The organism is Paenibacillus xylanilyticus, from assembly GCF_047246825.1.
Lineage (GTDB): Bacteria > Bacillota > Bacilli > Paenibacillales > Paenibacillaceae > Paenibacillus > Paenibacillus xylanilyticus_B.
Map to the genome: position 1 here is coordinate 1211796 of NZ_JBFOLB010000001.1, position 12131 is coordinate 1223926.

At 45.5% G+C, this 12131-nt stretch carries 13 protein-coding genes; 2 read left to right on the plus strand and 11 right to left on the minus strand.

Features of this window, described 5'->3' with window-relative positions:
• Positions 1-44 precede the first annotated feature (44 nt).
• Positions 45-443: a hypothetical protein gene (locus tag AB3N00_RS05140; RefSeq protein WP_413033622.1), complete on the plus strand. Its 399-nt coding sequence runs from the start codon at positions 45-47 to the stop codon at positions 441-443.
• A 78-nt stretch (positions 444-521) separates the two neighbouring features.
• Here the strand turns inward: AB3N00_RS05140 and AB3N00_RS05145 are convergent, their stop codons facing one another.
• From AB3N00_RS05145 to AB3N00_RS05195, 11 genes are all read right to left on the minus strand, one after another.
• Positions 522-1871 (minus strand): glycoside hydrolase family 30 protein, encoded by a 1350-nt coding sequence (locus AB3N00_RS05145; protein ID WP_413033623.1) that lies wholly within the window; start codon positions 1869-1871, stop codon positions 522-524.
• A 21-nt stretch (positions 1872-1892) separates the two neighbouring features.
• Positions 1893-3536 (minus strand): sugar ABC transporter substrate-binding protein, encoded by a 1644-nt coding sequence (locus AB3N00_RS05150; protein WP_413033624.1) that lies wholly within the window; start codon positions 3534-3536, stop codon positions 1893-1895.
• A 47-nt stretch (positions 3537-3583) separates the two neighbouring features.
• Positions 3584-4471 (minus strand): carbohydrate ABC transporter permease, encoded by an 888-nt coding sequence (locus tag AB3N00_RS05155; protein WP_413033625.1) that lies wholly within the window; start codon positions 4469-4471, stop codon positions 3584-3586.
• A 15-nt stretch (positions 4472-4486) separates the two neighbouring features.
• Entirely contained in the window at positions 4487-5410 is a 924-nt protein-coding gene (locus AB3N00_RS05160) for an ABC transporter permease (RefSeq protein WP_413035193.1), read from the minus strand.
• Between the two features lie 190 nt (positions 5411-5600).
• Positions 5601-6623 (minus strand): LacI family DNA-binding transcriptional regulator, encoded by a 1023-nt coding sequence (locus AB3N00_RS05165; RefSeq protein WP_413033626.1) that lies wholly within the window; start codon positions 6621-6623, stop codon positions 5601-5603.
• Between the two features lie 107 nt (positions 6624-6730).
• Positions 6731-7063 (minus strand): thioredoxin family protein, encoded by a 333-nt coding sequence (locus tag AB3N00_RS05170; RefSeq protein ID WP_413033627.1) that lies wholly within the window; start codon positions 7061-7063, stop codon positions 6731-6733.
• A 177-nt stretch (positions 7064-7240) separates the two neighbouring features.
• The gene (locus AB3N00_RS05175; RefSeq protein ID WP_413033628.1) at positions 7241-7846 is read right to left on the minus strand and encodes a pentapeptide repeat-containing protein; all 606 of its coding nucleotides are present in this window, start codon (positions 7844-7846) and stop codon (positions 7241-7243) included.
• Positions 7847-8046: 200 nt separating this feature from the next.
• Positions 8047-8340 (minus strand): DUF3817 domain-containing protein, encoded by a 294-nt coding sequence (locus AB3N00_RS05180; protein WP_413033629.1) that lies wholly within the window; start codon positions 8338-8340, stop codon positions 8047-8049.
• Between the two features lie 221 nt (positions 8341-8561).
• Positions 8562-9569 (minus strand): ROK family protein, encoded by a 1008-nt coding sequence (locus AB3N00_RS05185; RefSeq protein ID WP_413033630.1) that lies wholly within the window; start codon positions 9567-9569, stop codon positions 8562-8564.
• A gap of 189 nt (positions 9570-9758) precedes the next feature.
• On the minus strand, positions 9759-10922 hold the full coding sequence (locus AB3N00_RS05190; protein WP_413033631.1) for an MFS transporter: 1164 nt from the start codon (positions 10920-10922) through the stop codon (positions 9759-9761).
• Positions 10923-11015: 93 nt separating this feature from the next.
• Entirely contained in the window at positions 11016-11768 is a 753-nt protein-coding gene (locus AB3N00_RS05195) for a TrmB family transcriptional regulator (RefSeq protein ID WP_413033632.1), read from the minus strand.
• A 152-nt stretch (positions 11769-11920) separates the two neighbouring features.
• On the opposite strand from AB3N00_RS05195, the gene AB3N00_RS05200 reads away from it, so the two are divergent.
• A complete protein-coding gene (locus tag AB3N00_RS05200; protein ID WP_095358309.1) occupies positions 11921-12049 on the plus strand; it encodes a DUF4023 family protein in 129 nt (42 codons plus the stop codon).
• Positions 12050-12131: the final 82 nt, after the last annotated feature.

Here is a 12131-nt window from a genome sequence, read left to right on the forward strand (position 1 = left end):
TTGTCCTCATAGAATATATCAAGACCAGATAGGAGTTGATATGTTTGCCAACATTTGATAGCATCCTCGTTACGGGAAACCAGACCATCAATCAGGATCTGCATGTGAATGGAAATGAAACGGTTGGGTTGGACCTGCATGTAAACGGAAACCAGACAATTGCCGGCCATCTTCAGATTAACGGCAGCAGTTCCCTTACAAGCAATCTCGGAGTCGGCGGAGTTATCGATGCAGGGGACAGTGTAAAAGCCGCCACCCAGCTCATGGCGCTTAATCAGCCGACCCTTCCTGCAGCTTTGCCGGTAGTGCAGCAGTTGTTGTATTACAATCCGGGTGTCTTGAATCAACCAGGCCTTGTTCTGACGGGAACCAGCGGGAATCAATATGTGTTGTTTATCGATGATAGCGGAGGAACGCCCAATCTCGCTATTCAGATGATATGATGCAAGAAAAGCGTGCGAAAAAGCCGATCCGCAGAGATGTATCACTCTGCGGATCGGCTTTGTTTTATTTGATTACGATTATCGGCTAGGAATTAATATGGACAATGCACTTTTGGATTCCATTTTTATGCTTAACAGCTCTTCATCACGAAGCTTCACCTGAATATTACCAGACTCTTCTCCATCATTGAAGAGAACGACGGCAATGGAACCGTCCCTGTTGTTGAACGCAACGTTCTGAATGGAAGCATGACTTGACGTCGATTCGATGCGAACGGCCTTCGGGCGAATGATTGCGCTAAAATGAGCCAGGGCATAGTAATCCAGAGTATAGGTAAGCTCACCCGTTTGCTGGTTCACCTGCACGATGCCGCGACACGTGCTGCGACCGAAGCCGGGTACCGTTGGACCGTTGTTCTCATCCAGTGCCATATTCCAAAGCACCAGAGACTTGCTATAGTTTTGAAGAATCTGAATTCCTGTGCGCATGACATTGGAGAAAGCCTGCTCGAAGGGAGGAATCCACTCCCCTCCTGACCCTTCTGTGAAGTGTACTTCTTTACCAGCATACGCTTCATACACCTTCGTTTGTGCCGATGCTTCGCCTCCGTACCAATGCCAGGCAACACCATCGACTTCCTCTCCCGCCTGCTCCAGCACGGTAAGAGGATAAGCGGGCTCATCCCAGTTGTGGTCATAACAGAGAATTTTGGTCTGAATACCCTGGCGGACAAAGGCAGGTTTAAGATGATTTTTGATAAAATCCGCCTGCGCTTCCGCTGGCATTAACATGCCGGGATAATGCCCCGGTTCATACAGTGCCTCATTCTGTGGTGTCACCGCATAGACCTGCAGTCCATGTTCCGCATAAGCTAGAATATATTTGGCAAAATACTCGGCGTACGCCGAATAATATTCACGCTTCAATTGACCGGTGATCATCGATCCACTGGTTTTCATCCACCCGGGTGCACTCCAAGGTGAAGCAAACAGCTTCAGGTCCGGATTCAGTTCCAGTGCCTTTTGGGTTAAAGGAATTACATCTTCCTTATCATGCGCAATGCTGAAACGGGCGAGCTCCATATCCGTTTCCCCTTCAGGAAGATCATCATAGCTGTATACCGTTCTGGCATAATCCGATGCCCCCATCGGATTACGTACAACAGACAACCCGATGCCATCATGAGGATGGAACAGTCTGGTCATTACCTCTGCCCGCTGCTCCTCATTCAATATCTGATGGATCAGATAGGCTGCCGAATCAGTAAAAGAAGCTCCGAAACCGTCCATTTCCTGAAACGTCTGCTGATCATCCAGATGGACTACGATTGTCTCCTGATCCGCATGAAGCGGTTTCAATTGTTTCTCTGATACAGGCACAAATATTTCATGCTCTCCTGTAGATTGATACATCCTGATTTGGCTCATTTGATTCCCTCCGCGATTCTTTTATTGGATACCCAGTTTCTCCTTGTTCTGTTTCATCTTCTCACTGCGAACCTTCACGATCTCTTCCCAGCGATTTTCATCCAAAAATGACTTATATGCCGCAAGCGCACTATCAAATGCAGCATCATCCTTGGCCCGAACCATACTTACCAGTGTCGAATTCCATTTGGTATTAATCGCAGACAGTGCACGTGCCTCCTGCGTTCCTTGATCTGGGTTAATATTCTCCAGGATGAAGTGTGGCTTGAGCTTGCCTTTGCCCCATTCCTGCATTTGTTTAATCGACTCAGGAAAAGCATCCGCACTTAATGCCTTATGACGGTCATGCCCGAAGAACATGAATTCGCCCATACGATAATCCTTTTTGAACTTATCTGCATTGTTGAGCTGCAAATCCTTCACAGCAGGCAGTAATTCTACCGTTCCGTCCGCTTTGGTTTGATAGGTTTCACCTTCGATGCCGTAATTCATCAGAGTCTGACCTTCTTCACTGAGCAGATACGTGAAGATCTGAATCGCTTTGGCCGGATCTTTGCTGTCCTTGGAAATGAAGTTAATCATCCAACCCGTAATGCCGGATTGATTCAGTGTCGGTGCGTTGCCTTTGGTACTCTGTGGACCGTCAATCGCAATATACTCCTTGCCAGGGTTAGCACTCATGTATATTTGAAGATTGCCACCTTGTTGAGGTGTGCCGTCCAGCAGCATCGTTGCGTATTTTCCCGATTTCACTTTTTCCTCAAATGCTGTGCCGTCATCCGCAAAACTGTCATCACTGATATTGCCATCTCTGTATACCGTGTTCAGCGTCTTTAGCCAGGCAAGATAGTCTTCATCCAAATTTCGATCATAGAATTCGCCATTCTCGCTCTCCAGCGGTACACCAATGAAATCCTGCAGGGTATCTCCGAGTGACCCCGTTCCTTCGCCAATGGAGTTAAATCCGAAAGGAATCAGCGTCGGAAACTTCTCCTTGATCTGCTTCATCACATTCTGGAATTCTTCCGGTGTACCCATTACGGGACTTCCCAGTGCTTCATACACATCCTTGCGGATGATAAATGCGGTTTTAGCTGGAATGTTACCGCTATCATAATCGGCTTGCGTATTGGAATAGTTCGGGTATCCGTAGGTCTTGCCATCAGCAAGCTGGAACCAGTTTAAGGTATCGGCTGCAGCCACCTTGTTGAAATACGGATCATATTTCTCAGCCAAATCATTCAGCGGCAGTGCCCAGGTTGCGGCCTTTTGCACGACAGGAGAGTTGGAGTCAAACACTGTCAGCAGGTCAGGCATATCTCCACCGGCAAAAAAGGTATTTAATTTGGTGTCATCCCCTGTAATGAATTTGATGTTGATGTTCAGGTCCTCTTTGATTTTCTTCGTAACAATGTCTTTGCCAAAATCGGTGTTCCACCAGTCCGCGTTGACGTACCAGGTCAGATCTGTCACTTCTTCCTTTTTGTCCAATTGCCACGCCGGCGTCTCTGGATCAACCGTATAGCGGTCTTCAATGGAAACCCAGTTCCCCTCACTGGAACCACCCGCTCCCCCGCTGCAACCTGTAATCATCAGTACCGCTGTCAGCAAGGCAGCACTCAGTTTAACGCCCGTTTGGCCTATGGCCTTCTTCATCTTCAACATAGTGTTTCCTCCTCAAAATAGTCTTTTGAACTAACTTGGAATTAACGTTACTCTTTGACCGCACCCAACATCATTCCTGATATAAAATACCTTTGAAGGATGGGATATATCAGCACGATCGGCAATGTGGTAATCACAATTGTGGCAAGCTGCACGCCTTTGGTCGTCGTTTCGATTACCGCCGAACCTCCGATATTTTGCATGGATTGGGTCTGGGATTGAACAATAATTTCATACAGCATCATCTGCAGTGGATACAGGGATTGGTCCGTAATATACAACTTGGTGGTCATGAAGTCATTCCATTGTCCGACTCCATTGAACAGCGCGATCGTAGCCATCGCTGGCATGGAGAGCGGGATGAAAATTTTGAGGAAAATATGCCAATCCCCTGCGCCATCAATCTTGGCCGATTCTTCCAGGGAATCCGGGACGTTCCGGAAGAAGTTCATCAGAATGACGACATCATAGAAACTGAACAACGCCGGAATGATGTATACCCAGAAGCTGTTAAGCAGACCGAGGGATTTGATCAAGAGGTACGTTGGAATCATTCCACCCGAGAAGAACATGGTGATGACACCCATGGCAACATATAATTTACGGCCCCGTATGTACTTTTTGCTCAAACCGTAACCAACCATGGCGCAGAAAAATACGTGAGTAACCACTCCGATTGTCGTTTTCGAAACCGAAATGAAAAAGGCCTGCCAGATACCCGGATCGTTAAATACAGCCCGATAGTTCTCCAGTGAGAACTCTGGTGACCAGAAGATAAAACCACCTTCCGCGAGCGCCCTGCCTGAACTAAAGGAAGAGATAATAACATTCCAAAGCGGGACTACAATAATAACAGTACATATAAACAGTAAAATAATATTCAGGGTATCAAAGATCCGGCTATCGAGATCTTCTTTAGCCACCTTTCCATTCACGCGGTATGCCTCCTTCTAGAGCACAGATTGATTATCGTTGAGCTTGCTCGTGATTTTGTTCGCGGTAACCAGCAGAATGACTGACACAATCGAGACACCCAAACCAACCGCTGTCGCGTACGAAAAGTCGCCTTGAGACATCCCCATGCGATACACATAGGAGTTGATGACCTCTGCTTTTTCACGATTTTGAGAGTTCATCAGAACCAGTGTCTGATCCAGGTTGGAGCCAAGTAAACCGCTTACAGTAAGAATCAGATTCAAACTGATGATCGATCTCATGTTGGGGAGCGTGATATTCCAGATTTGTCTGAGCCTGCTTGCACCATCGATTTTGGCCGCTTCATAATACGTGGGATCGATCTTCGACATTATCGCCAGATACAAAATAGTCCCCCAGCCTGCCTCTTTCCATATATCCGATAACGTGGCAATCCACCAGTACTTCCCTGCATCCAGCAAGATATTTGACGGCTGCGAGATGAGTCCCAGACTGAGCAGGATTTGGTTGAACAAACCCGTTGTTGAAAACCAGGTAATGAGCATTCCGCCCAGTACAATCCAGGACAAAAAGTGCGGCAGGTATGAAACCGTTTGCACAAATTTCTTGAATCGCCCGCTGTTAAGTTCGTAGATCATAATTGCCAGAATGATCGGAATGACGAATCCAATCCCCAATTTGAGAAAACTGATTCCCAGCGTATTCACAACCGCGTCCCAGAAATATTTATCGGACAGTATAATTCTGAAATTCTCCAAACCTACCCATGGCGCGGTAGCGAGCGTATCGATGACCGTGTAATTTTTGAAAGCGATCGTCAAACCGTAAATCGGGATGTAACAAAAAATAATCATAAAAATAATGCCTGGTATAATCATGGACTGAATTTCCCATTGTCTGCGATAATCCACGACGAACTCTCTAACCCTCTGCCCCATTGGTTTCTTTTGTTTATGACCGGGTCTGATTGGCTTTTTGCCGCCTGTCGTCTCAACAGCTAATTTACTCACGTTCCATTGCTCCCCTCTGACTTGCCGCATTTATATAAAAACGTTTTTATTTTTGTGCATAAAAACCCCCTCTACTTGCATGAATCATTAAAAAAAGACCGGGAATGACCCCTTACAGCTATGCTTGAACATCATTCCGGTCGATCTTTAGGTGACTTGAACCTCTTACAATAAGTTCACCTGCTAATTTTTGGGCTGCGCCCTGCTCTTTCTTTTTGATCATGCCGACCAATTGGTTGATGGCCAGTATCCCTTGTCTTGCAATCTGGTTCCTTACCGTCGTGAGCGGCGGCGAAAAATAGGGGGCGATATCAATATCGTCAAAGCCCACAACACTTACATCCTGGGGAACTTCATACCCTTCCGATTTCAAAGCATGAATACAGCCGACCGCACTCAGGTCGTTACCCGCGAGAAATGCATCGGGACGCTTGCCTGGATGCAGGTGCAAAAAGGATTTTATCGCACTGTACGTGCCCTCTTCCTCAAAATAACCCTGAATGATATAGTCATCATCCACCGGAAGCTGGTATTCACGCAAAGCCGCCAAATACCCCTCCCTGCGCTGTACGCTGTCGAACATCGTGTCCACGCCGGATATGTAGGCAATTTTCCTGTGTCCCAGCGAGATCAGGTACTTGGTTGCTTCGTATGCCGCCACATAGGAGTCGAAAATGACGCTCCCCATCGTTTCGCTCTGGTAAACACGATCCAGAAAGACAGCCTTGATCTTGTCTTTTTGCATGGACAGAATATCCTGCTCATCAATCCGAAGCTCTTCGTATATGATGACACCATCGACGCGGCGCCCCAGGATATTGCTCATGATGACCTGTTTATCCTTGGTGACAAATACATTCAGCCCATAGCCGAGACGGTCACACTCGCGAGACATCGACTCAACCAGCTTGTAGAAATACGGACCCGATACACTGGTCGTGAAGAAGCCCAGCATCTTGGTTTGCCCGGATTTTAACAGCTTGCCGTTCAGATTGGGAACGTAGTTTAACCGCTCTGCCACCTTAAGCACGTGAGACTTGGTCTCCGGATTGAGGACGTCCACGCCATTAAGGGCGTTGGAGACGGTGGATATGGAGACACCAGCTTCCCTTGCAACATCTTTGATCGTAACTTTAGCCATTATGTTTGTTCCTTTACTATAAAAACGTTTTTATATTGTTAAATTAGCATAAAACCGTTTTCAACACAACACTTTAATTTTTTTCGTGTCGTAAGCTCATGCTTTTTTTAAGTATACATATTGAAAATCTGCTCCAATTGCTCTGCCAAGCGATCCAGACGGACAAAGCGATCAGCCCGGATAACTTCCCTTTTCTCCACCAGCATAAGCATGATGGGAACGGTCAAAATGAGAAACCTTGAGGCCACCTCTTCTACCTGATTCGCATCGATGTGTCCCAGATGAATTGAAGGATAAGGCTTAAGCAGCTCCCTGATCTTGGGAAGCAAAGCATGGCATACACTGCATTCCTGGCGGGAGACGTATAGAAAACTCATTTCATGCTGCTCAATAAACTGTTCAACCATGTCCATGGACGTTAATTCATATATTTCTTTCATGTGCGCCTCCGTCTTACACAAAAATGTTTAGCAAGTATCAGTGTACCATGATTACGATCCCTGATAAAATTCGCATGTAAGTGAATTATCCAATCATTAGCCAGCTGGAGTTCCTTCATACTTTCAATAAAACGGACACGATCCTGTGAAGTCCTGCAGGGTCGTGTCCATTTTAGTTCAATCTACCTTCGCACCATACGAACGCATAAAAAGAATCGCTTGTTCCCTGTCTATTCGTGCACCTTTGACGTCCAAGGATTTCAAATCAATTCCCTCCAGATTGGCACCGCGGAGATCGGCTCCCAGAAGCTTGGCTCTGCTCAGCGTTGCTCTGGTCATGTCACAGTCTCTTAGATCTGCCTTACCAAGATCCGTATCGGAGAAATCCGTTTCATAGAATCGAATGCCTCGCAGATCCTGTTTGCCCAGTTTTGTATGTCTCAGATTCGTATAGGACCAATCCCCCTGAATGAGGGTTACCCCATCCATCTGTGCCCCCGAGAAATCGGATCCGGTCATTTTACAGGACGTAAATTTGGAAACAAACAGGTTGGCTCCGTTAAATGTGCAGTTCTCAAAAGCAGATTCGGTATGAAATGATCCGTTCAGGCTCGCCCCTCTAAAATCACATTCAATAAACCGACAACTGCTTGTCTCAATTTCCTCCATCGAGGCATTCATAAAGGTACACTGCTTGAACACACAGCGCATCAGCTCTCCGTATCTCAAGTCGTGCCCGTCAAAATGCACCGCTTCATATTCCTGATCCTTGTATTGGTACACGCTAATCCTCCTACTAAACATCTTGTCTCTAGTAACCCAAACTTTTTATACTATACCATACCCCTATCAAGTACCTGCCTAACTGATGGTGAAAGTCAAGAAATTTAATTTGTAAAAAGCTAAGGTAACGAAAAAAGGCGTCTCTATTGCTACTGCACTCTACAGTAAACTGATCGCCTTTTCATGCTGAAGTATGATGTTTATTTCCAGTCTCTTTTTTTCAGATATGATTCAAATACAAACGTTCCAAACGGCAGCAAACCGGCTATAACGCCCATGATCCAGCGTGCTGCCTTCCACCGGTTTACAACAGCCAGATGTACCAGTGCAATAAGATACAGAGGAAACAGTATCCCGTGGATCATGCCCATGATGGTCACCGGAGAAGAAATGTCTGCAAAATATTTCAAAGGCATGGCAATCAGAATCAGTAAGAGCAGGGATATCCCTTCCCATATTCCCGCTATTTTAAATCGGCCTGTCACAGTTTTCATAAAATCCAATCTCACCTTTCCAATCACGGTTTGTGAATTATGTAACGTTATCCTCATTCAGTATAACGCATGGCTTGGAGTGAAATATGGTTCAAATTTGAATAATTATTGAATCTGCATCGGCATGATTTAACTACTCCTTTGGTCAATGAAAAAAAGCCACGAAATGCGCGGCTGAGTTCAAGTTGTTTCTCGCTCGATCAGTTGATAACGAAAAAAGATCAATTAATTTGAATTACGGTTGGTTCAAGCTCTTTTAATGTTAACCACCGCATGCCTGCTTCAAAATGTTCCTGAAAAGATTCGTTCAGGATCACCTCAGGGAAAACGGGCATTAACTGCTCTGCCTGATATGCTTCCCATCCACGAATAAACGCATCTGCTTCTATCTGTTTTTGATAGATCACTACTCTGTCCGGTGCAAGGATTGCATTCACGGTTTGTATAATGGTATATACCTTTTCAGCAAACACTTGCGGTTCCATGGGGCTGTACCAATCCGTCTCCATGGGAAGAAATTTGATCTCTCCCGCCATGCCGTTTTTGCCTTTGACTACTTTTCCATTCAGGTAGATGCCCATGCCCGGAGGATATTGCGTTGGGAAATAGATTCCGATTACACTGTGATCCTCCTCATCCAGTTCCTGCCGGGAACAATAACCGCTGACTGCCGCATTCACATCATTCTCCACCATCACTGGGAGCCCAAATTTCGCTTCAATATCCTCAACCAAACGGATACCTTTTAACTGCTGATGGCTGCTTACCGTTACCTCACCATTCACCGTTTGTCCGGGAATTCCAATTCCAATCCCTTTAATCGAAGGAAACTGAGCCAGCATTTGTTCAATAATGACATGGAATTGTGTCTGATCAAAAACAGGCAAGGTATGCACTTCTTTCAGCAAAATGTGGTTTTCCAAATTAATAACTGTTGCCGTAATCACATCCTGCCCCTGCTTGTCATTCATATACATCACCAGAGCGAGACTGAAATCATAGTTATAACGGTACGTTAGAGCTGGTCTGCCTCCGTTGGAAGGAATCGTCTCATCCTCGAAGAGCTCTCCCTTTTCACATAACTCTTTTACCAGCGAGTTCACCGTAACCACACTTAATTTGGTTAATGAGGCAAGCTGTGGTTTGGTCGCTGTCTCAACCCGTTTCATGACTTGACGCACATTATTTATATTAATTTCTTTCATCAAAATCGCGTTCGCTATTTTCATTACATCCATGCCTCCACGTTTCAACGTCATGTAGTAACTATACAATATCTTGAAAGTGATGAAAAACGACATGTGGAGATATCCGATTCTTTTCTATCCAAAACCATTGAAATTCGTCAGATGCAGCACAAAAAGAGCACACCAATCTATTCAATTCGATAGAATGGCGTACTCTTTCTTTCATAATCTCTATGCAGCTGCCTGAATGGCTTCTTCCTTGCGACTAATTGCATAAATGGCGGATACCAATCCCAGCAGTATGAGAATTGATCCTACCCAGCCGTTGTATAAAATAGATGAGTGATTAATCACAATACCGCCGATATACGTGCCGAAGGCAATCCCTGCGTGGGCAATCCCCGAGTTGGTGCTGATTAACGTTTCAGCTGTTTCCGGAGATGTTTTCATAATCAGACTGTTCTGTACCGGCGTAACCGTCCAGCTTAAAGCACTCCAGATACTTAACAAGAGCATGAACGCAATCAATGGCAGTTCTACGCTGAATGGAATGGCAGCCATGCTCACGATGAAAGGAATCAACACAATCACAATGGCTTTTGCCGGATGCAGGCGATCCGATAACATGCCGCCAATTCCCCCACCAGCTACAGCTGCGATGCCAAACATCATATAGATAAAGGTGACCATGGTAGAACTAGCACCCAATGTTGCCTGGAGAAACGGTGTGAAATACGCATATAACGTCAAGTGACCCGCGAGAACCAGCAAGGTGGTAACGTGGATTGCCAGCATTTTCGGATTCCAAAGCGCAGCAAACTGCCTCTTGAGCGAGACTACAGGAATTGGCTGCACACGTTCCATGACCATACCAATAGCCACCATAACAATTGCAGTAAGAATGGCTATGAACAAAAAGACTTCGCGCCATCCGGCCAGATTACCTAAGAAAATTCCGAGCGGTACACCCAGAATGAGCGATGCACTTCCCCCCATGGTGATAATTCCTACGGCACGCCCCTTGTACTGCGGCTCCACAATTCGTGCAGCCAGTGTAAGGGAAAGCACAAAAATAAGCGAGCCTGTTGCAGCACCAAGTGCCCTGCCCGCCATCAGCATATAAAAGCTGGTACTGAATGCGGAAATGAGGTTACTAACCAGGAAGATCAGCAGCGTACACATATATACCTTTTTACGTTCAAATCTGGCCGTTACATTTAACAGAATAGGTGCAGATATGGCATAAACCAACGAAAAGATGGAAATTAAATATCCGGCTTTCGCCAGAGTCAGATGAAGATCTGTGGCAATCAGGTCCAGAATCCCGCCTAAAATAAGCTCCACGGTTCCAACCACAAAAGCCGCTATCGCAAGCAGATACACTTTATTGTTCATGTTTTTTGAATCCTCCTCAAAAGTTACAACTACGATAGTAACCTATAAACGATAGGATTTCAATAAAAAAACTATTCATAAAAGAATAGTTCTCTAATAAATCAGCCGGGCCAACAGCTTCGATATTTCTTCATCCTGCAGCAGCTGATCCCCATACTTTTTGGTTATTTGAGTAAGGGCAATATCATGATAGAAATAATCCGTCATCGCTTTGACGATCGGCTTGGACATGGTCTTGATCGCTTTCCAGGAATCATTCTCAACCCCAGCAAACAACAGATAGGCATGGTCAACAATGAGCAGCTGCAGCGGTTCCAGCTTGTCCAGGATGGGGATTAATGCGTATTTATGAGTCAAGGACGTCTCTAATCCTCCCACAGACAGGACCTCAACGTGCACCCCCTGCTGTTCCTTTTGCTCCAGAAGCGTACGATAGTTCTCCATCTTCTCATTCCAGGCCAGAAAAAGAATCGATGAATCAGCCTCCTCTATAAGCTGCTCGATATTGGAACCAATCGATGTTTCATCCTTGAGCGTCCAGATATGCTCATCCGTGAACGTTCGTTTGATTTTATAGGTCTTTAATTCCTCAATATCCTTCTCAAAGTCCGCTCTGATTTTTAAAATAATGGACTGAAGATCAACTGCCGTGTACAGTTTTTTCTTGCCATGCATCGTGGTCAATACAATGCCTTTATCAATAAGCCGATTGAGCACTTCGTAAATCTTGGCTTTGGGAACATTGGAGTGATTGACAATCGATGATGCATCAAGCGGTTCTTCCTGGGCAAAGATAGCCTCATACACCTGACTTTCGTATTGGGTAAAACCGAATTTCTGCAGCATGATCGGACCCGCGCTCCTTCTTATTATGTATCGTTTGCTACATTCCAGTTTAGACATCGTCCCCGCCCTTGTCCAGTTTCATATAATGGACTTCCACTGGTTATATTAAGATCCGGGTACACATTTTGATCGCAAAGGAGCTGCATTCGTTCATGGAGAGCACCCACGAATTTGTACAAAAGGTCAATGAGAATGCCGAGAAGGCCCGTCATAACAAGAACAATGGCAAAGGAACGCCCAGCGACAAGCTGCCCACCAAGCAGCACGGCACGAAAAAGTAAGTTGAAAACGAGCTAATTGTGGATTTCCATAACGGAAATCCTGCATATGCATTGTCTCATTTGTAAACAAAAAAGGATCTCT